The sequence below is a fragment of the uncultured Planktomarina sp. genome (assembly GCA_943788425.1).
GTDB lineage: Bacteria > Pseudomonadota > Alphaproteobacteria > Rhodobacterales > Rhodobacteraceae > Planktomarina.
Map to the genome: position 1 here is coordinate 309,161 of CALSQF010000004.1, position 25,450 is coordinate 334,610.

Sequence of the window (25,450 nt, forward strand, 5' to 3'; positions counted from 1 at the left end):
CCATCAAAACCACTTTAATCTTTGGTGTAGTTAACAAATCGCGTTCAATACTAATCTATGTCTTGAGCGACATTATATGTTTGGCTTTTCGGACCAAGCATCAGTCCAAACTATAAATGGGAGACGGATCATGATGGTAAAGCTCACACAAAATCTCGCGCGCGGGCTCGGACCGTGGAAGGAGATGTATCATGAAAATCAAGCGGTGCTAAACGGCCTGGGCGCGCGTCTTATATTCGCCGGTACAGAAAAATATGATGACAGAAAATTGACGGTGATTATTGATTTTGACTCTCTTGAGGCGATGAAAGCCTTCGGCGCGCATGAGGAATTAAAAGCCAAACGTGCGGCGGCTGGTGCACTCTTAGACACCACCGTTATCACCGTTATGAGCGAAGGTTCCTTTGTGGGATGAGACGTTCAGGAACGGGGCTTGCGTCACACAGAAGCAAGATCAACCAGAAATTGGGCAAATAGTTCGGATAGAAACCGGCGCGACACCGCTAAATTAAACGAAATTCAACCGATAGCTAAAAAGGTATTCAAATGGCTAAGCTGCTCATACATATTCATAGTGGACCGGAGTTAAAGAACAAGCTCACCCTTGGGTTGCTTGTCGCCAAAACTGGCGTAGCGGAAGGGCACAACGTCAAACTGTTTTTGGCCGCTGATGCTGTGCATGCCCTCAATTGCCGGGCGGAGGGTGAAATTGTCGGGCATGGCACTGGCGATGCAAACTTGCATTTGCAGGCGCTTGCTGCTGCAAATGTTCAAATAATGGTCTCGGGAATGTCTGCGAAAGTGCGCGGCTATGATAACAGTCTTCTCAGCGGTTATAACGCCTCCTTTGCGATGCCTGATAAGCTCATTTCTCATGCCTTAGACGCTGATACGGTGCTGTGTTATTGAGACTGTAATGAAATGGCGGCGCGAGATGAAGAGCGGGTTTGAGTCTTAAGCCGCAAGGCGCTTATGTGTGATGTCGCGCCTGCCGCGTTGTGCACCCTAGCCGATGTGGCATAGTATTGCCTAACAGAGCCTCATGGCTGCTAGCGGTGCTTGTCCAGCTCCGCGTCTATCGCATGCGTTAATTTTTGCGACAGGGGCCGGGTTGAGGCGCCCCAGGTTGCCAACACCTGGCCGTTACTGCCTATCAAAATTTTGTTAAAATTCCATCTGGGCGTGAATCCACTTTGCGCTCGCACTGCTTTAAAGAAGGGATGCGCTTGAGCGCCTGTGACCGCCAGCGTCTCACTCATTGGCATATCAATGTCGTAATTCAAGGCGCAAAAGCTTTTGATCTCCGCGTTGCTATCAAACTCCTGGTTAAAGTCATCTGATGGGATGGCAATTATTCCAAAGCCAGAGTCGCGGTAAGTATCATAGAGTTTTTGCAAATCGGCATATTGTTTGGTGAAGGCGCATTGTGACGCGGTGTTCACCACTAGATAGGGTTTTCCTTGCCACTGCTTCGTATCTATACGCCCGCCATAAATTGAGGGGAAGCTATGTGTCCCGAGCTCGCTACTGCGGCACAACTGCGGCAAAAAGGCGGTAATAGCTGCCGTTATGACAAGTATTGATGCCCACAATATTCGTGTCTGTGTATGTGTCATACAGAACTTACGCATCAAACACAGTTTTAGATCAGTCTTACGCGAGACCGACGCAAGATTTTGCCTGCGGATCCCAGGTTGTTCCAGGCAGGCAGAGGGTCTGAGGGTCAGTGCCGCGATCTGGGCAGCTTGGGGCTCCCTGAGCGAGGCCGGGATTGGCGCAAAACATGATCAAAAGCGATGTTAGAATGGGCTTCATCGTTTGTGTCTCCAGATTACATGAGGCCTTGGCCCCGTGAAGGCTCATCATAGGGCAGGGCTATTTTTTTGCGCGCATGTTTTGTACCTGATGGATAAGCGCATCAGCTCTACGCTTGGTCATGCCAAATTGTTTGCGCAGCCGCTCAAGGTCCGCTTTTTCCGTGTGGTCTAAAATTCCATCTAAAAGTGCTTTGCGCACCTGATCTTCAAAAATAATATTCCGCCGTTCCAATTGTGAATTGAACGATGAGGCGACAATACCCGTGATCAAAGCCACCACAATCACCCCTAAAATTGCGGATCCAACAGCGATGAGTTTGCCCGCTACCGTAATGGGCGTGATGTCGCCATAGCCAACGGTGGTAAGCGTAATCAGCGCCCAATACATGGAATCCGGAATTGACTGAAAGCCGGTTGGATGGGTTCTATATTCAGCAAAATACATTAATGTCGACGAGAGGATGAACAGGATCGCGAATAGATAACTGGCGGCATAAAACGAACGCCTTTCCTCATTAATCGCCTCAAACAAATCTTCCATAGCCGAGTTGTAATGTGATAATTTCAAAATGCGGAGCAACCGCAAAGCGCGCAAAATTCGCAGATCTAAATAAGGGAAGAACGCGCGTAGATAGAAGGGCAAAATGGACAATAGATCCACGAGGCCACTGAAGCTAAGCATGTACTTGGCGCGTGCTTTGCAGGCGTCAGCAAAGTTACATGGGCCAGAGATTTTGCTAGGCGCGACCCAAACGCGGCACAGGTACTCGACCGTAAAGATCCCCACGCTGATGATTTCAATCCATGTAAACAATGTTTTATATTCGGCGTAGATATGCGTCACGGATTCCAAGGTAATGGAGATGATGTTTGCGATAACCAATGCCGTGAGGAACAAGTCGATTCTTCGGCTGACCCTGTCGCCCACATCTGCCCGCTCTAAAATCTGATTGAGCCGGTTTTGCACCTCTTGGTATTTTGACATGCACACCCCCTATTTCACATAATGATGCGCTTAGCATGATTGCCAAACTGTGCTTTGGCAAGATTATCTGATGAATTTGCCCACGGTTGTCATATGGTATTGGCCAAAAATACGCAGATTTAGACTTGTGAAATGAGCCAGCCATGAAGGGCTTAGGCCGGCGTTCTGCCTGTTTAACTTTCCCTAATACAGCTCTTGCAGGATTTAGGTGATGCCAAAGCCCCATCGCTAATTGCGTCGGTAAACGTTGTCCAGGCTTTTGGAATGCTGGGCCAGACCGCAGGTTGCTTTGCATCATAGAACATCAAGAGGAAAAAATGATGGAAAAAAATAATGCATAAAGGCGTTGAAAATCTGGCGATCGGAATTTGGGATGACCTTTACCGGGGCCTGCCCGGGCCGGTGAAATCGGTCTTATCGGTGATCATTGTCAGCACCACGTTGATGCTTGGGGCGCTGTTTTTCACGACCCAGCTTCTGCCCGGCGCCGACAGTTTGATCCCCACTTTGGTAGATGCGCTGGATCGGCAGATTGAGGGGCAGAATGTCAAGAATGAGCAGCTTGAAATATTGGCCCGCAAGATGGTGCAAATCGCCAGCTCTCTGTAGCAGCTCACCGAAGAATTGGCGCTATCCAATGATAGGTTTCAAAACTCGGTCGATGCGCTGCGCCGCGATGTGACGATTTTGCAAGAGCATTGCCACGGGAGCGGTGGCGGCAGCTATCAGTAGGAGGGCGATATGCACGATATTGAAGAAATGACCGCCGAGATTGTTCGGCGCGAAGGCGGGTTTGTGAATGACCCCGATGATCCGGGCGGCGCAACAAAATACGGCGTCACAATTCGCACTCTGCGCGCCCTGCGGGGCTGCGCAACCGTGGATGATGTCAAAGCCCTGACCGAAGCGGAGGCCATTACGATTTTCAAAGGCCAATATTTTGAGCAACCAAAGATCAACCAGCTGCCTGCGCCTTTGCAAGCGTCCGTGTACGATATGCAGGTGAATGCCGGGGCCAATGTGATCAAAATCTTGCAGCGTCTTGCGGCTGATTTCGGTGTAAAGCTGGCGGTGGATGGGGTGCTGGGTCCGAAGTCAATTGCGGCATTAGACCGGGTGCATAGCAAAGCCGGGGTGCGGTTTGTCGATGCTTACGGCATCGTGCGGCGCAATTACTATTTTCGAATTGGCGACCGGCGGCCAGCCTCACGAAAATATTGCGTGACCCGGCGCAGTGGCAAGGGCGATTGGATCACCCGCGCCGAGGAATTTATCAGCGCGCGCTATCATATGAGCCAAAAAGAATTCGATGGGAGGGTTGCGACATGGGTCTAATGTCATGGGTTTTGGGCGGTGGCGCGAAACAGGCCGCAGCAGTAGTGGGTCAGGTGGCCGGGGTTTTCAAACCCAATGCGGGGGCTTTAGAGACGCGCGGTCACGCCTATAACCGGGCGGCGCTGGCGCAATATATTGCTGAATTTGCCCATCCGCGCCGGGGCTGGTTTGATAGCTTGGTGGACGGGCTGAACCGCCTGGTGCGCCCGGCGATCACCTTCGGGTTTTTGGGGATCTTGCCCGCGGTGGTCATTTGGCCGGAGGGAGCTGCCATCGCCTTTGCCGCCCTCGCGCTTTTGCCTGCGGGCTATTGGGCGCTTGTCACGGTGATTATCGGGTTTTATTTTGGCGGGCGTATGCAGCTCAAAGCGCAAGATTTTCAAAAATCCGTGCGATCAGCCGCAGATCGTGCCCCAGAGGTCATCGCCAATATTAAACGCCTCCGCACGGCCCTCTCTCCCGATGAGGCCGCTGACGACAGCCCCGAGCTGGCGCATGGCCTGCCGCAGGCCGAGAACGCCGCTGTGCGTGATTGGGCGCAAGTAAAGGGGTAAGGGGGAGGCCTCTGCCTAATTCTGGGGCAAAGCCTGTACATGCAGAAGGTTTTCACCATCGAGACTGAGCAGGTAAATCTTGCGATCTTGGCCGATAACGATCAATTCATGCGCTGTGCGGCTCACCGAAAGTACCTCGGTTCCTTTTGGAAGTGCGGTGATTTCGGGGAAAATTGTGACCGGGCTCTGCAAGCGGATGACAAGCACTGCAAAGATCGCTATGAGACCCACAATCATGGTGGCTGTGAGCGTTGTGACCAGCCGCCTTAAAAAACGCAAATTTGCCGGTTCAGTTGGATTTGCCGGAACCTCAGATTGATCTGCCATGACTGATGTCCTTTTTACCATTGGAGAAAACCCTCCACTGCGCCTTGATAAAGCCTTGGCGCGGAATGTGCCAGAGCGGGCGATCAGCCGGTCGCGCCTGTCGCGGATGATCGCGGAAGGTGCGGTTGAGGTAAATGGCGTTGTGTTGACCGATCAAAAGGCTCGGGTGCAAGCCGGCGATGATATTGTCATCCATGTGCCAGAAGCAGTGGAAAGTCACATGCTGCCGGAAGACATTCCGCTCGAGGTTATGTTTGAAGATGACGACTTGATTGTGGTCAACAAGCCGGCCGGCATGGTTGTGCACCCAGCACCAGGAACGCCTTCGGGAACATTGGTTAATGCGCTTTTGGCCCATTGCGGCGAAAATCTCTCTGGTGTGGGTGGGATGAAACGCCCTGGGATTGTGCACCGGATTGATAAAGACACCAGTGGGCTATTGGTGGTGGCCAAATCGGATGCGGCCCATCAAGGCTTAGCGGATCAATTTCTGGATCACAGCATCGAGCGCCTTTATGCCGCGGTGTGTTTTGGCGTGCCCTCGGCAGGCGATCCGCGGCTTATGGGCCTCGCAGGCACGTCGTTTGAAGCGGGCAATCAGCTCAAAATCACAACCCAATTAGCCCGCCACAAGACCGATCGGCAACGCCAAGCGGTCGTGCTGCAAAACGGTAAACATGCCGTGACCCGTGTGCGGGTGATGCAAGAATTAGCTGGCGGCGCCGCCGCGGTGGTTGAATGTAAATTGGAGACCGGCCGTACCCATCAAATTCGGGTGCATATGTCCTACGCTGGCCATGCTTTGCTTGGGGATCAAACCTATAGCCGTAAACGCAAATTGGCTGGCGTCTACACTGAGCAGGTCGCTGCCTTCCCAAGGCAGGCGCTACATGCGGGGCTTTTGGGTTTTAAACATCCAATCACGGGCCGGGCGCTCCGTTTTACGAGCCTATTGCCGGCGGATATACAAGATTTGATTGGTCTTTTAAGCGCATAGGCGCCGGGGTGCGCCCCATCTGTTGCCGAAAATAATTATTAATTTCTCGCCCTCTTGAAACAGGACGAAGGCGCACGCATATCTATGTTACGCCCATATACATGAGATGGAACATGAGGGAGCACGATGGCAAATTACGCAAATTTACCTGCACCAACACCGGATGGGGGATTGAGCCGCTATATGCAGGATATCCGCAAATTTCCGATGCTAGAGCCGGAAGAGGAGTATATGCTGGCCAAGGCTTGGGTGGAGCGGCAAGACAATGGCGCAGCGCATAAATTGGTGACCAGTCACCTGCGTTTGGCGGCTAAAATCGCCATGGGCTATCGCGGTTATGGGCTGCCCCAGGCCGAGGTCATCTCGGAGGCCAATGTCGGCTTGATGCAGGCCGTTAAGAAGTTTGACCCGGAAAAAGGTTTCCGTTTGGCCACATATGCGATGTGGTGGATCCGGGCGAGTATTCAGGAATATATATTGCGCTCTTGGTCCTTGGTTAAAATGGGAACCACCTCCGGACAAAAGAAGCTGTTTTTCAATCTTCGCAAAGCAAAATCGCGGATTGGTGCTTATAATGATGGGGACCTGCGGCCCGAACAGGTCGCCAGCATTGCGACCGATCTTGGCGTGACTGAAACCGAAGTGCAATCGATGAATCGCCGGATGTCTGGGGGCGACGCCTCTTTGAACGTGATGGTTGGCAGAGATGGCGAAAGCGCGACACAGTGGCAAGATTGGCTGCAAGATGAGGATGCCGATCAAGCGGGTGACTATGAGAGCAATGATGAGATATCTGTGCGCCGTGACATGTTGGCTGAGGCAATGGGCGTTTTGAACGACCGTGAAAAAGACATTATCGCCCAACGCCGCTTGCAAGATCAGCCGGTGACCTTGGAGGAGCTGTCAAACCAATATAGCGTGAGCCGCGAACGGATCCGCCAGATTGAAGTGCGGGCGTTTGAAAAACTGCAAAGCCGTATGCGTGAATTGGCGCAAGAAAAGGGCCTGCTACGCGACCCGTGATGCCAAGCCGTGCGTCTTGCCCTACCATTTTCTCTGGCAGGGCTGCCCTTCTCGCGTTATCCTAGAGAGAGATGGTAAGACTGGAGGCACGCATGACACATATCCGCTGGGGCATTCTTGGGGCGTCAAAATTTGCGCGCGAGCATATGGGTCCGGCCATTCATTCAGCCAAAGGGGCGGTTTTATCGGCTGTCGCCAGTCGCACCCCAGACAGCGTTGCCCCATTTCAGGAGTTTGCAGCCGGATGCCGCGCGATTAATGGCTATGACACTCTGATCGAGGATCCAAATATTGATGCGGTCTATATCCCCTTGCCGCATCATATGCATGTGGAGTGGACGGTGAAGGCGCTCAATGCTGGCAAACATGTATTGGCAGAAAAACCCATTGCGATGCAGGCTGCAGAGTTTGACACGTTAATCGCGGCCCGTGATGCCACCGGACTGTTAGCGGCTGAAGCCTATATGATCGTGCATCACCCACAATGGCAGCGCGCGCGGCAAATGGTGGTTGATGGCGCGATTGGCCGGGTTGTGCATATCACTGGAGCCTTTTCCTATGACAATTCCGACGATCCGCAAAATATCCGTAATCAAGCGGCCATGGGCGGTGGTGGGCTGCGCGATATTGGGGTCTATGTGTTGGGGTCGGCGCGTTATGTCATGCGGGCGGAGCTGGAGAATATTTTCGCCAAAATTCGTTTGGAAAGCGGGTTTGACACATTTGCCTTCATGCAGGGCAATATGGGAGAGGCGACCTATTCGGCCTATGTCTCCACGCGCATGCATCCGCATCAAGAAATGGTGTTTCATGGATCTGAAGGGGTTTTGCGCCTAACCGCGCCATTCAATGCCAATATTTTTGGCGAGGCGCGCATTGAATTACACCAGCCAAATCTAGGCCTGTGGGTTGAGAAATTCCCTGCTGCGAACCATTATGTGCAGCAAGTGGAAGCCTTTGGGCACAGCATCCGCACCGGTGCGGCCTTTCCTTGGACACTCGAGCAGGCGCGCGGAACCCAAGAAGCGATTGACAAGATATTGGCGATTGGCACAGAGTTGCCATAATTTTAAAGCGACAGTCTTCTGAAATAATTAGACGTTCAAATTGATTTAAAAAGGTGTTTCAACGATGAGCAGGCCAAAGGCTGAAGGTGAATTTTCCCTCAATGAACCCCGAAAGGGCAAAGCGTAAGAAAGCCTTGTGATGCGGCTGCTTTGGATGGTCTTCATTTCCGTTATGTTGAGCCTCGCGCAAACGGTTCTCACCGTTGTCACGATCATCCAGTTTATCATCATGCTGGTCTCTGGACGGCAGCCCAATGAGCGTTTGGCTGATTTTGGCACGACTTTGGAGATTTGGATTACCAAAGCCGCCCGCTATCAAACAGCTGCCAGCGAAATGCGCCCTTGGCAATGGAGTGAGTTGGATTAATCTTCCATCGCTTCCAGCTCATCAATCATTGCAGAGATCATGCTGAGCCCCTTGTCCCAAAATTTGGGGTCACTCGCATCTAGACCGAAGGGCGCCAGCAGCTCTGTGTGGTGCTTCGAGCCACCGGCACGCAGCATGTCAAAATATTTGGCCTGAAACTGCGGATCACCCTCTTCATAGACAGCATAGAGCGCATTTACCAAACCGTCGCCGAAAGCATAGGCGTAAACATAGAATGGGGAATGCACGAAATGGGGGATATAGGACCAAAAAGTCTCATAGCCATCCATGAATTCAAAAGCCGGCCCGAGGCTTTCACCTTGCACGCTCATCCAAATCGCATTGATCTGATCTGGTGTGAGCTCCCCCTCGGCACGGGCCGCATGCAGCTTGCACTCAAAATCATAAAAGGCAATTTGGCGCACCACGGTGTTGATCATGTCCTCCACTTTGCCGGCCAAGAGTACTTTGCGCTCTTGCGGTGTTTTAGCGGCTGCCAGAAGTTTGCGGAATGTCAGCATTTCGCCAAAAACGGAAGCGGTCTCTGCCAAGGTGAGCGGTGTTGAGGACAGCAGCTCGCCTTGCTGGGCGGCCAGAACCTGATGCACCCCGTGCCCCAATTCATGGGCCAGTGTCATTACATCGCGCGGTTTGCCCATGTAGTTGAGCATCACATAGGGATGCACGGTGGTGACGGTCGGATGCGCAAAGGCGCCGGGTGCTTTACCCGGCTTAACCGCGGCATCAATCCAGCCTTGGGTGAAAAACGGTTTGGCGATCTCGGCCATCTCTGGGGAGAACTCAGCGTAGGCTGACAGCACCATCTCTTGCGCTGTGCCCCAATCGACCAGCTTGTCGTCTTCAATTGGCAAAGGAGCGTTCCGATCCCAGACCTGCATGGTCTCAAGACCCAGCCATTTGGCTTTGAGCGCATAGTAGCGATGCGATAATTTGGGGTAGGCGGCCACGACCGCATTGCGCAGCGCCTCGACAACCTCGGCTTCCACATGGTTGGACAAATGCCGCCCGGTTTGTGGCGTTGGCATTTTCCGCCAGCGGTCTTCAATCTCTTTTTCTTTGGACAGCGTATTATGCACCCGGGCAAAAAGGCCTGTATTGGCGCGCAACACTCGCGCAATCTCACGGGCCGCAGCCTCGCGCGTGCCGCGGTCTTGTCCGGATAATTTGTTGGCGGCCGCCTCCAGCGGCAGATCTTCCCCATCAATGGTAAAGACTAGGCTGGCGACAGTTTCGTCAAACAAGCGGTTCCAGGCAGCTGCCCCGACCACCGATTGATCATGTAGGAATTTTTCCATTTCGTCAGACAGCTGATAAGGCTTCATGGCGCGCATGCGGTCAAACACCGGCTTATAGCGGGCCAGAGCAATATTTTGCGACAGTAATTTTGAAAGAATTTCTTCATCCAATCTATTGAATTCTAATCCGTAAAATACCAATTTTGTCGTATGCTCCGTCAGCTTATCTTGCATATCTGACATGAATTTTGCCCGCTCGGGGTCCGTTGTCAGTTGGTAATAACGCAAACCAGCAAATGACATGATCCGACCGGCAATAATGTCGATTGCCTCATACCGTTCAACGGCTTTGAGCATTTCATCCGCATTAAGTTGCGCGAGCTTTCCGTCATAATTCTCTGAAAAGTCTTCGCAAGCTTGCTCAAGCTGTTTGAGATCGGCATGCAGTTCGGGCGCATCCTCGGAGTCGTAAAGATCGCTGAGATCCCAAGCTGGCAAATCTCCGAAGGCTCCGCCACCTTGCGGATTGGCCTCAAATACGCGTGTGTCTTTTCGCATGAATTGGTCCATCAGGGCTGTATTATTCGGTCCGCTGGCTCAAAAAACGCCCAGTTTTGAGCTGCAAAATTATAGGGTGTCTTGCGCCCTATCTAATGTTTTTTGCATGGAGAGGAAAGCCACTTTAGCCCTTCGCAATTCAAATTGAATTTTCCAACGCTTCGTGCTCTCCTTTGCCTGCTGCTAGAATTGGAGAACTTATGCGCATCGAGAATTTTAAATCCCGCATGGCAAATCGAGATATGATGGCCGGGACGTTTTTGAAAACGCCAGCCTATGAATTGGTGGAGGTTTTGGCCACTTCGGAGCTGGATTTCATTTGCATCGATATGGAGCATAGTCCCTTTGACCGCGCCCGCACGGATGCCTGTTTGGCGGTGGCGCGGGCCTTAGATTTTCCGGTGCTGGTGCGGGTGACGCATTTTGCACCCCAAACCGTGTTGCAGGTGTTGGACATGGGCGCGGTGGGCGTGGTGGCACCGCATATTATTACAGCGGAGCAGGCCAAGGACTTGGTGCGTGCCGCGCATTTTGGTCCCGGGGGCCGCGGTTTTGCCGGCGCCACGCGTTGGGCCGGCTATGGCACACAAAATATGGCAGAAGTGTTGGCGCAATCGGCGCGTCAAACCGTTGTGATTGCTCAGATTGAAGAGCCTGAAGCGCTGGAGAACGTCGAGGAAATTGCCGCAACTCCGGGTGTGGATGGTTTATTCTTAGGGCCGTCAGATATGAGTGTTTCAATGGGATTTAGTGATACCAATTCTGAGCAATTGCGCGCCGCCTTAGCGCGATGTGGCGCGGCGGCCGAGGCGTCGGGCAAAGCCTATATGACCTTTGTGCCCAATGCCTCGAAGGCTGCAGATTGGGCGCAGTTTGGGGCGCATATGTTCTTTGTTGGATCCGAGCATGGCTGGATGAAGTCTGGGGCAAATGCGGATGCTTCTGGCATTCATGCGCTCGGGTGATGTCGTTCAAAATGGGCGATGGTTTCGCGGTAAAAATTCTCACGGATTTCCGGGCGTTCCATCATGAATTCATGTTTGGCTTGGGGCACGACCTTTAACTGAGCTCCAGGCCAATGGGCCATACGCTGCTCAATGCGGCGCGGGTCCACAATGGTTTCCAGGCCACCGACAAAGCATAGGGCTGGGTGGTTTGGTGCACGGTGACGGTGCAGCGACAAGGTCTCGCGCAGGGCTTCATTGAGCCAGCGCAGGCTCGGCCCGCCAAGCGCACAGTCTGGAAGTTCTTGCAGTTGGCATCTCATCATTTCATACATTTGCGGATCACAGCTTAACTGATTTTCCTCAAAGGACACTTTCTGTAAGTGGGATCCCACAGAGGTTCCGGGCGCGCGCAACTGAGCCAATTTGAACGGATGCAGGAGGCTGGATAAGCCCCAAGCGAGGACGCGTTTCGCAGGTGGGTGGAACAAAATTCCCCACATGGGTGCGGAAAAACTGACCGCCTGTACCGGCAACCCTTGCATGAGGGACTGCAATCCAATGCAGCCGCCCATCGAGTGTGCCATCAGAAAATATGGCTTGGGCAGGTCCAATGTCTCGGCTGCGGTCACAAGAGTTTGCACGTCCTGCTGGTAGTCAGAGAACCTGTGCACATGCCCAATCAGGCGATTTGACAATAGCCGATCTGATAGGCCCTGTCCCCGCCAATCGATTGCCAAAGAGGTGTAACCGGCATGCGCAAGGGCGGCTGCGGCTCCGCCGTATTTCTCGATATATTCGGTACGCCCGGGAAATATCAAAACCGTCCCTTTGGCCCCGTTGCGCCATGCAGCGAGGCGCAGGCGCACCCCGTCTCGCGTTTGCATCCAATGGCCCGAGGCTCCTGCAGGACCGCACGCCAGATCGTTGTGCAGTGGCGCAGGGCTTAGCATCAGCTCAAAACACCTGCCAGTCGCATGGCCAGACCCATGTCGCCCTCCAAAGAGAGTTTGCCGCTCATGAAAGCGGAGGTTGGATTTTGTCTGCCGGCAAGAATATCCTCAAAGACCTCCGCCGTGGCCGAAAGGGTCACATCCGCCGGTTGATCGGAAATGCGCACCCCCTCGCTATCCACGATTAAAGAGCCCTCATCGGTGATTGAAAACTTTGCAGAGCCCTCAAAAACGCCGCCACCCAGCTTCTGTGTTAAAACATCACGGGCTTGGTTCAAAATTTCGCTCATTTAACAGGTTCCTTAATCATTTTATTTTACATCGAGGGGCTGAAACCTCGGAAAACTGTGCTACGTCTCTGTTATGACCGGTGTTGTTTGGAAACTCAAATCAATCATGGCGGCAATCGTCCTTTTTGTTGCGGCAACGGGGATGGCGGCGGGACAATCGGCGCGCTTGGATCCATTGTTTGAGCGTTTGAAAAACGTCGATGCTGCCGATGCACCGGCTCTTGAGGCGAAAATTAGGCAGGAATGGTCGAAAAGTGGATCTCCCGCGGCCGATCTACTGCTGTCTCGGGCGAAGATTGCCTTTGATGCAGGCGACCACAAGGCGGCCATGGGGCATTTGACAGCCTTAACGGATCATGCACCAGAATTTGCCGAAGGTTGGAGCCTCAGTGCGGTCACCTTGTTTAGTATGGGTAAAGTTGGTCCAGCGATGGCCGCAATTGAGCGCACTTTAGGTCTGGAGCCACGTCATTTTGTGGCGCTAGAGGGGCTGGTGCTGATTTTCGATGACGCGGGGCTTTATAAGGAGGCTTTCGAGACCCTGCATCGCATTGAGGCTATACATCCTCACGCCGAGATTCTATCAAAAGCGCGCGCGCGGCTTGAAGCAAAAACCCTAGGGCAAGCCCTGTAAACCCTTAAGGGATTGGCCAATGACTCCGAATAATCGAATTGTGGCCGTTTTAGGTCCGACCAACACCGGCAAAACCCATTATGCCATTGAGCGGATGCTAGCGCATCGCACGGGCATAATTGGATTGCCGCTGCGTTTGCTGGCGCGCGAGGTCTACGACAAAATCGTAACGCTGCGGGGGCCATCCGTTGTGGCTTTGGTCACCGGCGAGGAGCGCATAGTGCCGCCGCGTGCGAAATATTGGGTCTGTACGGTCGAGGCCATGCCAGAGGGCATGGGATGTGATTTTCTCGCGGTTGATGAAATTCAACTCTGCGCTGATCCCGAGCGCGGCCATGTTTTTACGGATCGATTGTTGCGCGCCCGCGGATTGCATGAAACGCTCTTTATGGGGGCAGAGACCATGCGAAAGGCCATTGCGGCCTTGGTTCCATCTGCGGATTTTATGCATCGGGAGAGATTTTCTGAGCTGAGCTACAGCGGGCAAAAGAAGATCAGTCGAATGCCAGAACGCTCAGCCATCGTGTCGTTTAGCGTTGATAATGTCTATGGCATCGCGGAGCTGTTGCGGCGCCAAAAGGGCGGGGCGGCGGTGGTCATGGGGGCGTTGAGCCCGCGGACGCGCAATGCGCAGGTTGAGATGTATCAAAACGGTGATGTGGATTACCTCGTGGCCACAGACGCCATTGGCATGGGCCTCAATCTGGATGTGAACCATGTGGCCTTTTCGGCAACATCGAAGTTCGATGGCAACCGCATGCGACCGCTTTTACCGACTGAATTGGCGCAAATCGCAGGTCGCGCGGGACGACATATGAACAATGGCAGCTTCGGCGTCACGGGCGAAGCTGCGCCTTTGCAGGATGAATTGGTTGAGGCCATTACCGAAAATCGCTTTGTGCCGCTGACCAAGCTTTACTGGCGCAATTCCAAGTTGCAATTTGGCTCCACCAAAGCGCTGATCTCGGCACTTGAGCAACATACGAGCAATGAATGGCTGACGCGGGTCCGCGAGAGTTGTGATTTGGCTGCGCTCAAGGCTTTGGTACAAGATGCCGAAATTGCGGCGCGTGCCAGTGATGGCGCCTCGGTTGCGTTGCTTTGGGATGTCTGCCGAATCCCTGATTTTCGGAGTATTTCAAACCGGCAACATGCCGAGCTTCTGGGTGTTATTTACAACTATTTGCACGAAAAGGGGCAAATTCCGCAAGATTGGCTCGCTCGAAGCATAAATAGTTTGGATAATACCAAGGGTGACATTGACGCCCTGTCAAAAAGGTTAGCCTATATTCGCACATGGACCTATGTTGCGCAACGCAAAGACTGGGCCCATGATTATGAGCATTGGCGCGAAACGACCCGCGCCGTAGAAGATCGACTGTCAGATGCGCTGCATATCGCACTGACCCAAAGATTTGTCGATCGGCGCACGTCAATTTTGATGCGGCGATTGAAACAGAAGGAGAGCCTTGTGGCCGACGTGAATAAAGATGGTGAAGTAACCGTAGAAGGCCAGTTTGTTGGGCGGCTTGAGGGATTTCAATTTCGACAAGACGCCAGCGCGTCCCCCGATGAGGCGAAGACGCTTCGCAGCGCCAGCCTGCAAGCCTTGGCTCCCGAGTTTCATCTTCGGGCGGATCGGATGTACAATGCGCCAGACACGGAAATTGATTTCACCGAACAAGGTGGATTGATGTGGGGCAGCTCGGCGGTGGGCAAGTTGATTGCTGGATCAAACGCGCTGAAACCGCATGTGCAGGCTTTCGTTGATGTAGAGGCTGGCCCAGAAGTGGCTGAGAAGGTTGCGCGCCGTCTGCAGCATTTCATTGATCGCAAAATATCCACTCTGTTTGAGCCATTGATAAACATGCAGCGCGATGAAAGCCTCACGGGCATGGCGCGAGGTTTTGCGTTCCGGATGATCGAAGGCCTGGGTGTTTTGGATCGGGCCGATGTGGGTGAAGATGTGAAGTCTTTGGATCAGGAGGCCCGCAGCGCATTGCGCAAGCATGGCATCCGATTTGGCCAGTTCACCATCTTCATGCCGCTGTTGCTTAAACCCGCGCCAACGCGTCTGCGATTGTTGCTCTGGTCTTTGGCCTCGGGCCTGCAAGAATTTCCCGAGGCGCCCCCCCCAGGGCTGGTGACTGTTCCGACCGATGAGACAAAGCCTGCGGGATATCACTTGAAATCTGGTTATAGAGCCGCGGGCCAGCGGGCTTTGCGTGTTGATATGGCGGAACGTCTTGCCGATATGCTGCGCACGCAGGACACGCGTGGCGGATTTGAAGCCACGGCAGATATGCTGTCGATCACGGGCATGACTTTGGAGCAATTTGCCGATTTGATGCAGGGTCTGGGGTATCGCGCGGAAAAGGCTGAGAGGATCAAAGTGAAAGCGCCTGCGGCCACACCGGTGGCGGAGGAGCCTGCCAGTGATGCGGATGCGTCTGGTGATGGACCTTCACAAGCGGTCGAGACCGCGCCACAGGATGCGCCGACGGCGGAGGTTTCATCAGTAGATCCGGAAGCGGCCGCCGCGGCTGGGACGGATGCCGCCGAAGCAGATGCCTCGAAGGAGGCGGCGCCCGTAGAAATGGAAGTCTATTATAAATTCGCTTGGGGTGCGAAACGCGTGGACCGCTCGGCGGATGGTCCGCGCAAAGGTCAGAAACCACGCGGCAAGCCCAAGCAGGACCGAGGAGCGAAGGGCAAAGGCGGAAAGTCAGGCGGCAATTCAGGCAAGGCGGAACGGTTCGAAGCCCGGCCACCCAAACGCGACAAGCCGATTGATCCCGACAACCCCTTTGCCGCAGCCTTGATGGGCTTTAGCAAAAAGTGAGTGAGGCGAAACCGGGTCTCCGAATTGACAAATGGCTCTGGCAGGCCCGGTTTTTTAAGACGCGGAGCCTGGCGGCAAAGCTGGTGCAATCGGGGAAATTGCGGCTCAACGGTGATCTTATCTCCAAGCCGTCGCGTATGGTCAGCGAGGGCGATGTGCTGACTTTCCCAAAGGCTTTGGACACCAGGGTGGTTGAGGTGCGCGCGCTTGGTACGCGCCGCGGTCCCGCCCCCGAGGCCCAGGGCCTCTATCGTGATTTGGCGCCCCCGGAACCCAAGCCGGCAATCACCGCCAGCCCAAAGGCCGATCACCGCCCGACGGCCCGCGAGCGCCGGGCCATTCAAAAATTTAAGCAAGGGCTTGAAGAGAACTAAGTCAGGCACAACTTGCCAAAGAGCGGCTTGCGGTTTATGGGCGTGTCGAAGTCAAAGGAAACACGATTATGACATATGTTGTCACAGACAATTGTATCGCTTGTAAATACACAGACTGTGTTGAGGTCTGCCCCGTAGATTGTTTCTACGAGGGTGAAAACATGTTGGTTATACATCCTGATGAATGTATCGATTGCGGCGTTTGTGAACCTGAGTGCCCCGCCGATGCTATTCGTCCAGACACCGAGCCGGATATGGAAAAATGGGTGGATTTCAACCGGAAGTATTCCGAGGCCTGGCCTGTGATTGTAACAAAAAAAGACGAGCTTCCCGATGCGGAAGCCCGCGACGGCGAAGAGGGTAAGTTGGAGAAATATTTCTCTGAAACGGCCGGCACTGGCGGCTAAATAGCTGCGCTTTATCAATCGCTAAAAATATGATATGCTTAACGAGATGAACAGCTGTTTTAACACAGCGCCAAGCGCATCCTCTTTAATCTGACCTTAAGGCTGGTTCCTTACAGCAGGTTCACCGGTGCGTCGGCGTGAAAGGACGAAGATGAGTAAAAAGAAACTTGATTTCCGTATTGATGAGTATGTGGTCTATCCTGCCCATGGGGTTGGCAAGGTCACTGCGGTTGATGAGCAAGAGGTTGCGGGCATCACCCTTGAGTTATTCGTTGTGGCTTTTGACAAAGACAAGATGACCCTGCGCGTGCCAACCCATAAGGCGATTGAAGTGGGCATGCGCCCATTGGCCTCGCCAGATGTGGTGGCTCATGCCATGGCGATCCTACGCGGGAAAGCCAAGGTGAAACGGGCTATGTGGTCGCGCCGCGCGCAGGAATATGAGCAAAAGATCAACTCTGGCGATTTGATTGCCATCGCCGAGGTGGTGCGTGATTTGCACCGCACCGATGATCAACGCGAGCAAAGCTACTCAGAACGCCAGCTTTATGAGGCTGCACTTGAGCGTCTAACACGCGAAATTGCCGTGGTGAATGGGGCAGAAGAGTCAACCGCCGGGACAGAAATTACCGATGTTTTGATGTCGCGTGTGGTTCCAGCAGCCAGCTAGAGCTCTGCGTCACACCATGCTGGCGCTATGGATCAACGAGAGGATTGGCGCGCGGCGGGTCATCTCAGACGGGGGCCGGACCCTATAGCAGCGCTATGAGACCGATTAATGCGCAGGTTTCGGCACATTGCTGACTGGCCCCTAAAATATCACCGGTCTGCCCACCAATCTTGCGCTTCGCGATCGTGGCAACGGCCAAAGCACCAAGAGGTGCGCCGATCAAGGCCGGCCAGGCCCCGCTCAATGCGGCAATTGCCCCGCCCAGCACCACGGCCATAATGGCAGTTTGCGTGGGGGGTCGACCAACGCTGGCTGACAGTCCCTTACCGCGGGCGTTGGGCAGTGCTGTCATCAGTGGTACTATCATGGCCCGCGAAAGGGCCATGACGCCGAGGATGGGCCAAAGGCTCTGGGTGGCCAGCTGGCCGTAAAGCGCGGCTTGCAGCCCCAAGATGCAAATCAGACCAACAACGCCATATACGCCGATGTGACTATCCTTCATTATATCAAGGCGCTGCTTCGGGCTCCAGCCCCCCCAAAGCCCGTCGAGACTATCGGCCAGCCCGTCATGATGAATTGCACCTGTGATCCATGCTGTCGTGCCAACTACAAGCAGGCCGATGGCAAGGTTTGGCAGGCCCAACACAAGCCCCATCCAGGCGACCAAAGCGGCCAGAGCGCCAATAACGGCCCCCGCCAGACCAAAGGCCCAGCTTGGGTGCGCGCCACGGGCTAGCGCCTGCTGCGTGTCAACCTTCAGGGGTAAGCGGCTGAGCAGGCCGATCGCGGTGGGGATATCGCCCCACTTAGGAAACCATGTGTCGGAATTAAACATCAAGCGGGTCCTTTCGTCGTATCCGCCTATTCTGCGCTTCGGTAGACACAGGATCAACTGCAATCAACGGATTTACATTCATCATGCGTGACATTTCTTCAGTAGCTGAGTTTCGTGACTTAATGAGCAATCTGCCTGAGGCTGATGCCAGCGCGGGACAGGCCGCGGCAGACCGTAATGCGCAGTTGACCAAACCGCCGGGTGCTTTGGGCGATTTAGAGGATTTGGCGATTTGGTACGCCCGTTGGTCCGGTCAAGCGCGGCCACGCATTGAAGCGCCCCAGGTTGTTATTTTCGCTGGAAATCATGGGGTTGCTGCTGCTGGTGTTTCGGCTTTTCCGCCTGAGGTGACACAGCAAATGGTTTATAACTTCCAAGCTGGTGGTGCGGCGATCAACCAGATTTCTAAGACCTTTGGCGCAAAAATGACTGTGGTTGCATTGGAATTGGATCGGCCAACGCAAGATTTCACAAAGGGGCCGGCCATGACCGAGGCCGAGTTGCTCTCTGCGTTGCAAACCGGCTGGCAAGCTGTGGATCCGCAGGCCGATCTATTTGTGGCCGGCGAAATGGGCATCGGCAATACAACGCCAGCTGCAGCAATCGCGGCGGCTTTGCTTGGTGGCGCGGTTCAAGATTGGGTTGGGCGCGGCACGGGTGTGGATGATGCTGGTTTGGCCAAAAAATGCGCCGTTGTGGAGGCTGGCTTGGCCCGCCATGCTGAGAATCTGCATGATCCGCTGTTTGTTTTGCAAGCGCTTGGCGGACGAGAAATTGCCGCAATGGCCGGATCCATTGCAGCGGCGCGCGCCCATGGTGTTCCAGTCCTGTTGGATGGGTTCATTTGTTCAGCGGCCGCTTTGGTACTGCATGCTATGAATCCGGCGGCATTGGACCACACCCAGGCGGGCCATAAAAGCGCTGAAGGCGCTCATGCGCGGCTTTTGGAGCATCTTGGCAAGACACCGCTGTTGTCACTGGGGCTGCGGCTGGGCGAGGGCTCGGGCGGTGCATTGGCGATTGGTGTTTTGAAAGGGGCGGTGGCCTGTCTTTCGGGCATGGCAACATTTGCGGAAGCTGGGGTCTCGGATGCGTGAAACCGCTAGCCGCGCGGCATGTCCAGAGTGATCGAACGGCCAGATTTGGCATAGGTGAGAGTCTTGGTTGAGATATCCGTCACGCGTCCGCCATCTAATCGATCTCCAACGCGTACTTTGACGACCTGACCATTGGGAAGGCGTACGAGCGCGTTGCGCAGGCGTGTTGTGCCTGTTATTCCTATAAGATTGATATTGCGTAAATTTATCACATTTTTTCGAGTGGCAGAACGGGTAACTGTCTTGCTGCTGGTGGCGGTGGGTGCTTGGATTTCTGAGGGCTTGGCCACCACTGGCGCCGGTTGGAGTGCCGTCAATTCAATCGCGCGTGGACGGGATTGCGGCCGCAGTGAGCGCGCCAGGCTCTTGCCATCCGGCAGAGTTTTGGGCCGTACGGGCGAGGGGAGGCTTGCGGGGCGCGGCATGGGCCGGAATGCGGCCAAAGGATTTGCCTCCTCTGGGGAAGCGTTTTCCGGCGGCAAAGGCGCCACCCTCTGATCGGTCTGCTCCAGCGCTGCTGTGACGGGCGGTATGTTTACAGGTTCTGCAAGATTCACAGAATCGGGGGCTGAGTGCTCCTCAGTTTGATCTTGTGCGACGGTAGGCGCGCGGTTTTCCTTGTCCGGTAACGGGTCCGGACTCAACCAGGGCATGTCCAACAGCGGGGCCTCTCCGCCGCTTCGCAGGTTTGGATCTGGAGCCGCGACATACCCCTCCGCGTTTGTGGGGGGCGTGGCGGCGGGCTCGGTGACGGGGCCAATGGCCAAAGCACGCACCGCTGGCGGTTCCTGTGCGAAAAGGCCTATCGGGGGTTCCGCGTCATTTTCGGGATCTTTGAGGGCAATGTCTGCCTCTTGCAAGCCTAGTGCATCATCTTTAGCCTGTGGGACGAAAGCCGCCTGTTCTGTCGGAGCAGAAGGCTCGTTCAAAGGTTTTAAGCCGATTCCAATGACCCGTCCGATCGGGTCAGCTGGCAGAGCTGCGGTCATCTCTGTTTGGGAAGGGGAAAGGCCCAACCAGGCGGAGATCTTATCGCGCCCGAGAGTTGCGGCCAGCGCGGCGACGGTGAACATAAATAATAAGAGCAGAGTTGTGAGGATCAGGCCAAAATATTTTGGCTTTCCATCGACCTGAATTTGCACTGTTTTTATATGTGCCGGCGGGGGTTTTTGGGCGCGCCGGCCTAGGCGCAAGCGGATCTTTGCCAAGTGCTGCGCGATGCCAAGCGCTCGGGGCGCCTGCGGATGGGCGCTTGCGACTTGCAAGGATTCAGCTGGCACGGCTTTGGTGTCGGTCGCCGGCGGGGCGGGGGCCGCCGCTCTTGCACCCCCGACGCTTGAGGGCAGCGCGTCCATGCCAGCATTCACCGTTGGATTGGCAGAAATTTGCGCCATTGGTGCCGCTGGAGCTTCGGCGCGCGCGCTGAGCTCTGGCCTGGGGGAGATTGAGGGGGCGGGCGTTGCAATGGGCGGCGTGGGTGTGGGCATCGCGCCCGCTGCAAGCGCCGCAAGGGGCGTCGGATCTACGGCTTTGGCCTCTGGCAACGCTGCGCTATAGGCACTCGGCCGGCTTTGGTCGCCATATCCGGGGCGCTGGAACACAGAGAAATTATTTTCCCAAGCACCGCCCGGCAGAGCGACAAAACCCGCAGCTTTAAAGCCAAAGGCCTGGGTGAGGCTTTCTGCCTCCTCAAGCGTTTCTTGTGCAATCGCCGCGATGGTTTGCCCTTGGGGTGTAAGGAGACAATCCACGCAGAGTTCGTGAAACTCATAGGGGGTTTGACCTGTCAGGGCTTGCTGCAAGGCTTCGGTGCTTGTGTCGGAGTGATCAAGGTCCACACGCTTAATCTGATCGGCGGGCAGCGCTACAAGAACCTCCAGCGGATCTGTCGCCTGGGTCATCACGGTTTGGCGCAGATGCGCGAGCGCTTCGGTCAAATGTTCAGTGTCTGGTGAAACTGATCCTAGCCGATGCCAATGTCCCGATGCATCTTGGCGCTCAAGGTCAATACTGTCATTGGAGAGATGAAGTAGAAATTTTGATGACATCAAACCCTCAATCAACGTGTCAGATCCACATTAGACCCTAAGAAACTCGCATAATCGGGTCGGTGGTGCAACGATCATGCGCCAAAAGAATGAAATTATGCTCTGCGAATTGATTTATGCGTGAGAACAGGCCAATCATCGCGATGGGGCTCGGCAACTTATTGCCAGCGGCTCCTGATCGGTTCATAATTTCAGGAAAGCGCCCATGCTCACTCCCTTTCATCTTGCGATTAATGTGACAGATTTGGAGGCCACGCGTGTGTTTTATGGTGAAGTGCTGGGCGCGAAAGAGGGGCGCAGCACGCCTACCTGGGTGGATTTTGATTTTTTCGGCCATCAACTTTCGTTCCACCTGGGGCCGGTGATGAAAACTGAAAACACTGGCCATGTTGGGGATCACCTGGTTCCAATGCCACATTTCGGCATGGTTGTGGCGCTGCCGAAGTGGCAAGCCTTGGCCGCTCGGCTCACGGCTGCGCAAGTGGCATTTATTCTTCCGCCTTCCGTGCGCTTTGAAGGCGAGCCCGGTGAGCAATGGACAATGTTCTTCAAAGATCCATCCGGCAATCCTATCGAGATTAAGGGTTTCACCGATTTGGAGGCCGTGTTCGCAAGTCATTAAAGTTGAAGATCATCGCATCTAAAATCCGGCGCGTTTGATTGTGTTTCGGATCTGTTGCTCTTTGCGTGGCAGATTGTTTTGATCAAACAGCGCCCGCACCTTAGCGTCGCGTTTTTGGCAGACCATTCCGCGGATGGGTTCGTAGGCTTTAACGACTTTCTTGATTTTGTTGGGTGCGATGGCCTTCTCTAAGGTTTCGATCGCCCCATCACTCTCGTGCGCATAAAGCAAAGGCAGGAGGCGATAGTGACATGAGACTGCCCCATCTAAGTGGTCGGTCTCAAGCGCATCACGTCCGCCACCGAAACTGTGGATGACTAAGGGCAGGGCGACTTGATCGAGCCACGGGTTTAGCGCTTGGCAGATAATTCCTTTTGGCCCATCATCGCGGATGGTTAGGGCATAGTTTAAAAACGATCGCCAAAAACTTTGGGACATTTATAATAGAAACAGCCAGCGTTAAAATACAGGTAGCGCCGCCAATATTCATCTGGTTGTGACAAATCCAAGCTGCTTTCGAAATCGAGCTTCAATGTATCCTATAGGTTCTTCCAAGTGGCTGTATATCCGGGGCCGTAAAGTTCGATCACTGGCCATGTCCCTTCAATCTTAAGCGAGGCGGAGGGGCAGTTGAAGTCAAAAGGCACACTATCCATATCACCTATGATCAATGTGTCCGTATCAAAAAAGACGAAGGGCTCACCCCCGGGCAAGACAGAGGGCGCCTCTATTTTGTTCCCATAGGGGTAGTATTCTCCGAAGTGTTTGTTCTCAAATGGACTAATCTTTCCGCTCAAAGCCTGAATCAACGCGCGAATTTCAGGATCGGTGATGGCAGGGTTTTGAGTCCAACGCTCATTACGTTGTGGCTCAGCGACGAAGACTTGGCCGTTAAAATCTGGGGCGGATTGGCGTAAACTGGCCAAAAACATTTTAGCCTCCTATTGCAAACGCCCTGATTGGCCAATGATTAAGATATTATAGGTCATAAGTTGAACCTGCTCTAATGGCCAATAAAATGAATATGAAAAATTGTGTGACGTAAATATTATAGATACACCAAAAGGGTTAAAGATTTCGGAGCGATGTGCCACAGAAAATCAGCATATGTCGGTACAAAACCAGTTGTCCAATGATATCAGTTTTTTAATTGCTGAATGCGCCAGGCTGAGGCAGTATAGGATATTGCTCGGCTGGGCGAAGCAATTGGGGCTTAAGTGCAATGGAATTTGATTATATTATCATCGGGGCCGGGTCGGCGGGCTGTGTTTTGGCGAACCGCTTGAGCCATGGTGCTGAAAACCGCGTGCTTTTGCTGGAGGCCGGGCTGGAAGATAAGGCACTGTCCATAAAAATGCCGGCAGCCTGTTTGTCTAATCTTAAGAGCACGAAGCATAATTGGGCGTTTCAAGGGGAGGCGGAGCCGGAACTGGGCGGTCGTCGGCTTCAACATGATCGAGGCAAAGCTCTCGGGGGGTCTTCTTCGATCAATGGCATGTGTTTTATCCGGGGCAATGCGCTGGATTACGAGGGGTGGCGCCAAGCTGGTTGTGAAGGGTGGAGCTACGCCGACGTGCTGCCCTATTTTAAACGCATGGAGAGCTATAGCGGCGGGGCTGATGAGTTTCGCGGCACAGAGGGTCCGCTGCATGTCCAAAGGGCGCAAGCAACTGAACCCTTGGCGCGTGCTTTCTTGGAAGCAGGTGCGCAAGCGGGATATCAAACAACAGATGACATCAGCGGCTATTGCCAGGAGGGTTTTGGAGTTTTTGACCGAACGGTTTTCAAGGGCCAGCGTTGGAGCGCGTCGCGCGCTTACTTAGATCCTGCGCGCGGGCGTGACAACCTGACCATTGTGACGCGGGCCTTGGTGCAACGCTTGAGCTTGTCGGGGGATCGGGTGACCGGTGTCGTGTATCGCGATCGTCATGGCGCGCTTGTGACTGTGAGGACGCGGCAAGAAGTTCTTCTTTGCGCAGGCGCTGTTGGCTCGCCCCATATATTGTTGCTGTCTGGTATTGGGCCCAAATACCATTTGGAGTCTATGGGCATTGCTGTGAAGACGGACTTGCCTGGGGTGGGGCAAAACCTGCATGACCATCCGGATTTTGTACTGCAATTCAAATGCTTGCAGCCCATTTCTCTTTGGCCAAAGACCAGACCATTGGCCATGATCGCGGCGGGAATGCGCTGGCTTGTCGCCGGTGACGGGCTGTGTGCGTCCAATCATTTTGACGCTGTGGCCTGTATCAGGTCGGATGCCGGTGTTGAATATCCCGACCTCCAGCTAACCATGTCACCCATTGCTGTGGATGAAAATTGGTCCACCTTGGAAGAGCACGCCTTTCAAATCCATGTGGGATTGATGCGGGCGCATAGCCGCGGCTCAATTGAATTGAGAACAGACAATCCGGCCGATGCACCGCGTATTTTGGTCAATTATCTTCAAGATCCAAGGGATCGTGAATTGATGCGAAAAGGCATTCACTGGGTTCGCGAATTGGTGGAGCAACCAGCGTTTTCTGCCCTCAAAGGTACTGAGATTTTCCCTGGTGCGGAGTGTCAATCAGATGCAGAGCTTGATGCGAAGCTAAAAAGCCATACCAGCTCACAATGGCATTTGTCCTGTACGGCCCGAATGGGGCCGGCGACCGACCGATTGGCCGTGGTGGATTCAAAAGCCAAGGTGCACGGATTGTCTGGGCTGCGGGTTGTTGATGCCTCAATTATGCCCTTTGTAACCAATGGCAACACCAATGCCCCCACAATTATGCTGGCTGAGAAGCTCAGTGACGCCATCCTCGGGCTTGCCCCCCTTGCACCCATGGACTTACCGGTCTGGAAGAGCCCAAACCACAAACACGCGCAGCGTTAACCTTTGATGGGGTCCACTGGTTTTATAGTGAAATTTTTGGAATTTATGTGCAAAAGTGGCGGACAACCCGCTGACCTATGCCGCAGCCGTTTGAATTATGTGAGGTCTTCCCGCCTGGATCCACTGCTCATGTCGCTCAGTTATGGCAAACAGATGGCATATAACTTACCAATGGCGCTCAAACCCAGCTCAGGTCATTGGCGCAAAAAAGCGCTGCCAAGACGCGCTACGCTCGACAACACAGCAACGATCCCTATTTATGTTGATTATTGTCACATCACCTCAAGCGAGATGACATAGCAACGTCCATGCTAGAGAGCCTATCGGCGCCTCTTACTGTCTCGCTTTTGCTCATCTGTAGTCGTTCCGTATCCTTCCGGAACTACCGTTGGAATGGCAAGAGCGGCGGAAGATTCTAGGCTTTCCGCATCAGTAGCGCATCCAGCCTGCCTCAAGACCTCACACGTAATTGCGCTGCTGAGACTTTTGCCGTATACGCCCAAAAAACCCGACAAACAGAGACTAATTGTGAGCACCTTAGGGTGTTTTATCCTAGATAACCATCTGAAATTT

26 protein-coding genes and 1 pseudogene are annotated in these 25,450 nt (G+C 54.0%); 18 read left to right on the plus strand and 9 right to left on the minus strand.

The window, feature by feature from the left end; translation table 11 throughout:
- Positions 1–130 precede the first annotated feature (130 nt).
- Positions 131–415: a hypothetical protein gene (locus tag ABLW18_RS04770; protein WP_347823705.1), complete on the plus strand. Its 285-nt coding sequence runs from the start codon at positions 131–133 to the stop codon at positions 413–415.
- 131 nt (positions 416–546) lie between these two features.
- Positions 547–909: a DsrE family protein gene (locus ABLW18_RS04775; protein ID WP_347823706.1), complete on the plus strand. Its 363-nt coding sequence runs from the start codon at positions 547–549 to the stop codon at positions 907–909.
- A 140-nt stretch (positions 910–1,049) separates the two neighbouring features.
- Here ABLW18_RS04775 and ABLW18_RS04780 read toward each other — a convergent pair whose 3' ends face one another.
- Complete coding sequence (locus ABLW18_RS04780) at positions 1,050–1,616, minus strand: glutathione peroxidase (RefSeq protein ID WP_347823707.1); 567 nt, start codon at positions 1,614–1,616, stop codon at positions 1,050–1,052.
- 259 nt (positions 1,617–1,875) lie between these two features.
- Positions 1,876–2,802 (minus strand): ion transporter, encoded by a 927-nt coding sequence (locus tag ABLW18_RS04785; RefSeq protein ID WP_347823708.1) that lies wholly within the window; start codon positions 2,800–2,802, stop codon positions 1,876–1,878.
- A 333-nt stretch (positions 2,803–3,135) separates the two neighbouring features.
- On the opposite strand from ABLW18_RS04785, the gene ABLW18_RS04790 reads away from it, so the two are divergent.
- From ABLW18_RS04790 to ABLW18_RS04800, 3 genes are all read left to right on the plus strand, one after another.
- The gene (locus tag ABLW18_RS04790) at positions 3,136–3,411 is read left to right on the plus strand and encodes a hypothetical protein (RefSeq protein ID WP_347823709.1); all 276 of its coding nucleotides are present in this window, start codon (positions 3,136–3,138) and stop codon (positions 3,409–3,411) included.
- 132 nt (positions 3,412–3,543) lie between these two features.
- Entirely contained in the window at positions 3,544–4,137 is a 594-nt protein-coding gene (locus ABLW18_RS04795; RefSeq protein WP_347823710.1) for a holin-associated N-acetylmuramidase, read from the plus strand.
- Positions 4,128–4,691, plus strand: coding sequence for a 3TM-type holin (locus ABLW18_RS04800; RefSeq protein WP_347823711.1), 564 nt, complete (start codon positions 4,128–4,130; stop codon positions 4,689–4,691). The genes ABLW18_RS04795 and ABLW18_RS04800 overlap by 10 nt, the downstream gene beginning before the upstream one ends.
- Before the next feature lie 15 nt (positions 4,692–4,706).
- On the opposite strand, the gene ABLW18_RS04805 is transcribed toward ABLW18_RS04800, so the two are convergent.
- Entirely contained in the window at positions 4,707–5,018 is a 312-nt protein-coding gene (locus ABLW18_RS04805) for a DUF6476 family protein (protein ID WP_347823712.1), read from the minus strand.
- Between ABLW18_RS04805 and ABLW18_RS04810 the strand changes: the two genes are divergently transcribed.
- The 4 genes from ABLW18_RS04810 to ABLW18_RS04825 all read left to right on the plus strand — a co-directional run bounded on the left by ABLW18_RS04810 (position 5,017) and on the right by ABLW18_RS04825 (position 8,472).
- Positions 5,017–6,015: an RluA family pseudouridine synthase gene (locus tag ABLW18_RS04810; RefSeq protein WP_347823713.1), complete on the plus strand. Its 999-nt coding sequence runs from the start codon at positions 5,017–5,019 to the stop codon at positions 6,013–6,015. The two genes, ABLW18_RS04805 and ABLW18_RS04810, sit on opposite strands and share 2 nt — an antisense overlap.
- 126 nt (positions 6,016–6,141) lie before the next feature.
- Entirely contained in the window at positions 6,142–7,038 is an 897-nt protein-coding gene (gene rpoH, locus ABLW18_RS04815) for an RNA polymerase sigma factor RpoH (RefSeq protein ID WP_347823714.1), read from the plus strand.
- Positions 7,039–7,130: 92 nt separating this feature from the next.
- Positions 7,131–8,105, plus strand: coding sequence for a Gfo/Idh/MocA family oxidoreductase (locus ABLW18_RS04820; RefSeq protein WP_347823715.1), 975 nt, complete (start codon positions 7,131–7,133; stop codon positions 8,103–8,105).
- Positions 8,106–8,244: 139 nt separating this feature from the next.
- Entirely contained in the window at positions 8,245–8,472 is a 228-nt protein-coding gene (locus tag ABLW18_RS04825; protein WP_347823716.1) for a DUF4389 domain-containing protein, read from the plus strand.
- Here the strand turns inward: ABLW18_RS04825 and ABLW18_RS04830 are convergent.
- The gene (locus ABLW18_RS04830) at positions 8,469–10,286 is read right to left on the minus strand and encodes a M3 family oligoendopeptidase (RefSeq protein WP_347823717.1); all 1,818 of its coding nucleotides are present in this window, start codon (positions 10,284–10,286) and stop codon (positions 8,469–8,471) included. The genes ABLW18_RS04825 and ABLW18_RS04830 overlap by 4 nt on opposite strands.
- A 200-nt stretch (positions 10,287–10,486) precedes the next feature.
- Here ABLW18_RS04830 and ABLW18_RS04835 point away from each other — a divergent pair, with 200 nt between their 5' ends.
- Positions 10,487–11,251 carry an aldolase/citrate lyase family protein gene (locus tag ABLW18_RS04835; RefSeq protein WP_347823718.1) on the plus strand — a complete coding sequence of 255 codons (765 nt, stop codon included), beginning with the start codon at positions 10,487–10,489 and terminating at the stop codon, positions 11,249–11,251.
- On the opposite strand, the gene ABLW18_RS04840 is transcribed toward ABLW18_RS04835, so the two are convergent.
- Positions 11,236–12,117 (minus strand): alpha/beta hydrolase, encoded by an 882-nt coding sequence (locus ABLW18_RS04840; protein ID WP_347823719.1) that lies wholly within the window; start codon positions 12,115–12,117, stop codon positions 11,236–11,238. The genes ABLW18_RS04835 and ABLW18_RS04840 overlap by 16 nt on opposite strands.
- Positions 12,118–12,182: 65 nt before the next feature.
- Positions 12,183–12,473 (minus strand): SCP2 sterol-binding domain-containing protein, encoded by a 291-nt coding sequence (locus tag ABLW18_RS04845; protein WP_347823720.1) that lies wholly within the window; start codon positions 12,471–12,473, stop codon positions 12,183–12,185.
- 106 nt (positions 12,474–12,579) lie between these two features.
- Here ABLW18_RS04845 and ABLW18_RS04850 point away from each other — a divergent pair, with 106 nt between their 5' ends.
- From ABLW18_RS04850 to ABLW18_RS04870, 5 genes are all read left to right on the plus strand, one after another.
- Entirely contained in the window at positions 12,580–13,107 is a 528-nt protein-coding gene (locus ABLW18_RS04850; RefSeq protein WP_347823721.1) for a hypothetical protein, read from the plus strand.
- Positions 13,108–13,126: 19 nt separating this feature from the next.
- Positions 13,127–15,949 (plus strand): helicase-related protein, encoded by a 2,823-nt coding sequence (locus ABLW18_RS04855; protein ID WP_347823722.1) that lies wholly within the window; start codon positions 13,127–13,129, stop codon positions 15,947–15,949.
- Complete coding sequence (locus ABLW18_RS04860) at positions 15,946–16,323, plus strand: RNA-binding S4 domain-containing protein (RefSeq protein ID WP_347823723.1); 378 nt, start codon at positions 15,946–15,948, stop codon at positions 16,321–16,323. The genes ABLW18_RS04855 and ABLW18_RS04860 overlap by 4 nt, the downstream gene beginning before the upstream one ends.
- A 68-nt stretch (positions 16,324–16,391) precedes the next feature.
- Entirely contained in the window at positions 16,392–16,730 is a 339-nt protein-coding gene (gene fdxA, locus ABLW18_RS04865) for a ferredoxin FdxA (RefSeq protein ID WP_347823724.1), read from the plus strand.
- 151 nt (positions 16,731–16,881) lie between these two features.
- On the plus strand, positions 16,882–17,400 hold the full coding sequence (locus tag ABLW18_RS04870) for a CarD family transcriptional regulator (RefSeq protein WP_347823725.1): 519 nt from the start codon (positions 16,882–16,884) through the stop codon (positions 17,398–17,400).
- An 82-nt stretch (positions 17,401–17,482) separates the two neighbouring features.
- Here the strand turns inward: ABLW18_RS04870 and ABLW18_RS04875 are convergent, their stop codons facing one another.
- Positions 17,483–18,235: an adenosylcobinamide-GDP ribazoletransferase gene (locus ABLW18_RS04875; RefSeq protein WP_347823726.1), complete on the minus strand. Its 753-nt coding sequence runs from the start codon at positions 18,233–18,235 to the stop codon at positions 17,483–17,485.
- 83 nt (positions 18,236–18,318) lie between these two features.
- Here ABLW18_RS04875 and cobT point away from each other — a divergent pair, with 83 nt between their 5' ends.
- On the plus strand, positions 18,319–19,332 hold the full coding sequence (gene cobT / locus ABLW18_RS04880; protein WP_347823727.1) for a nicotinate-nucleotide--dimethylbenzimidazole phosphoribosyltransferase: 1,014 nt from the start codon (positions 18,319–18,321) through the stop codon (positions 19,330–19,332).
- Between the two features lie 5 nt (positions 19,333–19,337).
- On the opposite strand, the gene ABLW18_RS04885 is transcribed toward cobT, so the two are convergent.
- The gene (locus ABLW18_RS04885; protein WP_347823728.1) at positions 19,338–21,380 is read right to left on the minus strand and encodes a hypothetical protein; all 2,043 of its coding nucleotides are present in this window, start codon (positions 21,378–21,380) and stop codon (positions 19,338–19,340) included.
- A 205-nt stretch (positions 21,381–21,585) separates the two neighbouring features.
- Between ABLW18_RS04885 and ABLW18_RS04890 the strand changes: the two genes are divergently transcribed.
- Complete coding sequence (locus tag ABLW18_RS04890) at positions 21,586–22,002, plus strand: VOC family protein (protein WP_347823729.1); 417 nt, start codon at positions 21,586–21,588, stop codon at positions 22,000–22,002.
- Positions 22,003–22,020: 18 nt separating this feature from the next.
- Here ABLW18_RS04890 and ABLW18_RS04895 read toward each other — a convergent pair.
- Positions 22,021–22,934, minus strand: a pseudogene (locus tag ABLW18_RS04895) (hypothetical protein).
- Between the two features lie 290 nt (positions 22,935–23,224).
- Here ABLW18_RS04895 and ABLW18_RS04900 point away from each other — a divergent pair.
- Positions 23,225–24,877: a choline dehydrogenase gene (locus ABLW18_RS04900; protein ID WP_347823730.1), complete on the plus strand. Its 1,653-nt coding sequence runs from the start codon at positions 23,225–23,227 to the stop codon at positions 24,875–24,877.
- The last annotated feature ends 573 nt before the right edge of the window (positions 24,878–25,450 follow it).

What these genes read in the sequence shown, in the direction of transcription:
- ABLW18_RS04800 (WP_347823711.1), top strand. Translation starts at nt 4,128, where the DNA reads ATGGGTCTAATGTCATGGGTTTTGGGCGGTGGCGCGAAACAGGCCGCA.
- ABLW18_RS04825 (WP_347823716.1), top strand. Translation starts at nt 8,245, where the DNA reads ATGCGGCTGCTTTGGATGGTCTTCATTTCCGTTATGTTGAGCCTCGCG.
- ABLW18_RS04770 (WP_347823705.1), top strand. Translation starts at nt 131, where the DNA reads ATGATGGTAAAGCTCACACAAAATCTCGCGCGCGGGCTCGGACCGTGG.
- ABLW18_RS04810 (WP_347823713.1), top strand. Translation starts at nt 5,017, where the DNA reads ATGACTGATGTCCTTTTTACCATTGGAGAAAACCCTCCACTGCGCCTT.
- ABLW18_RS04835 (WP_347823718.1), top strand. Translation starts at nt 10,487, where the DNA reads ATGCGCATCGAGAATTTTAAATCCCGCATGGCAAATCGAGATATGATG.
- ABLW18_RS04840 (WP_347823719.1), bottom strand. Translation starts at nt 12,117, where the DNA reads ATGCAAACGCGAGACGGGGTGCGCCTGCGCCTCGCTGCATGGCGCAAC.
- ABLW18_RS04855 (WP_347823722.1), top strand. Translation starts at nt 13,127, where the DNA reads ATGACTCCGAATAATCGAATTGTGGCCGTTTTAGGTCCGACCAACACC.
- cobT (WP_347823727.1), top strand. Translation starts at nt 18,319, where the DNA reads ATGCGTGACATTTCTTCAGTAGCTGAGTTTCGTGACTTAATGAGCAAT.
- fdxA (WP_347823724.1), top strand. Translation starts at nt 16,392, where the DNA reads ATGACATATGTTGTCACAGACAATTGTATCGCTTGTAAATACACAGAC.
- ABLW18_RS04785 (WP_347823708.1), bottom strand. Translation starts at nt 2,802, where the DNA reads ATGTCAAAATACCAAGAGGTGCAAAACCGGCTCAATCAGATTTTAGAG.
- ABLW18_RS04900 (WP_347823730.1), top strand. Translation starts at nt 23,225, where the DNA reads ATGGAATTTGATTATATTATCATCGGGGCCGGGTCGGCGGGCTGTGTT.
- ABLW18_RS04870 (WP_347823725.1), top strand. Translation starts at nt 16,882, where the DNA reads ATGAGTAAAAAGAAACTTGATTTCCGTATTGATGAGTATGTGGTCTAT.
- ABLW18_RS04775 (WP_347823706.1), top strand. Translation starts at nt 547, where the DNA reads ATGGCTAAGCTGCTCATACATATTCATAGTGGACCGGAGTTAAAGAAC.
- ABLW18_RS04850 (WP_347823721.1), top strand. Translation starts at nt 12,580, where the DNA reads ATGGCGGCAATCGTCCTTTTTGTTGCGGCAACGGGGATGGCGGCGGGA.
- ABLW18_RS04885 (WP_347823728.1), bottom strand. Translation starts at nt 21,380, where the DNA reads ATGTCATCAAAATTTCTACTTCATCTCTCCAATGACAGTATTGACCTT.
- ABLW18_RS04875 (WP_347823726.1), bottom strand. Translation starts at nt 18,235, where the DNA reads ATGTTTAATTCCGACACATGGTTTCCTAAGTGGGGCGATATCCCCACC.
- rpoH (WP_347823714.1), top strand. Translation starts at nt 6,142, where the DNA reads ATGGCAAATTACGCAAATTTACCTGCACCAACACCGGATGGGGGATTG.
- ABLW18_RS04820 (WP_347823715.1), top strand. Translation starts at nt 7,131, where the DNA reads ATGACACATATCCGCTGGGGCATTCTTGGGGCGTCAAAATTTGCGCGC.
- ABLW18_RS04890 (WP_347823729.1), top strand. Translation starts at nt 21,586, where the DNA reads ATGCTCACTCCCTTTCATCTTGCGATTAATGTGACAGATTTGGAGGCC.
- ABLW18_RS04780 (WP_347823707.1), bottom strand. Translation starts at nt 1,616, where the DNA reads ATGACACATACACAGACACGAATATTGTGGGCATCAATACTTGTCATA.
- ABLW18_RS04790 (WP_347823709.1), top strand. Translation starts at nt 3,136, where the DNA reads ATGCATAAAGGCGTTGAAAATCTGGCGATCGGAATTTGGGATGACCTT.
- ABLW18_RS04830 (WP_347823717.1), bottom strand. Translation starts at nt 10,286, where the DNA reads ATGCGAAAAGACACACGCGTATTTGAGGCCAATCCGCAAGGTGGCGGA.
- ABLW18_RS04805 (WP_347823712.1), bottom strand. Translation starts at nt 5,018, where the DNA reads ATGGCAGATCAATCTGAGGTTCCGGCAAATCCAACTGAACCGGCAAAT.
- ABLW18_RS04795 (WP_347823710.1), top strand. Translation starts at nt 3,544, where the DNA reads ATGCACGATATTGAAGAAATGACCGCCGAGATTGTTCGGCGCGAAGGC.
- ABLW18_RS04845 (WP_347823720.1), bottom strand. Translation starts at nt 12,473, where the DNA reads ATGAGCGAAATTTTGAACCAAGCCCGTGATGTTTTAACACAGAAGCTG.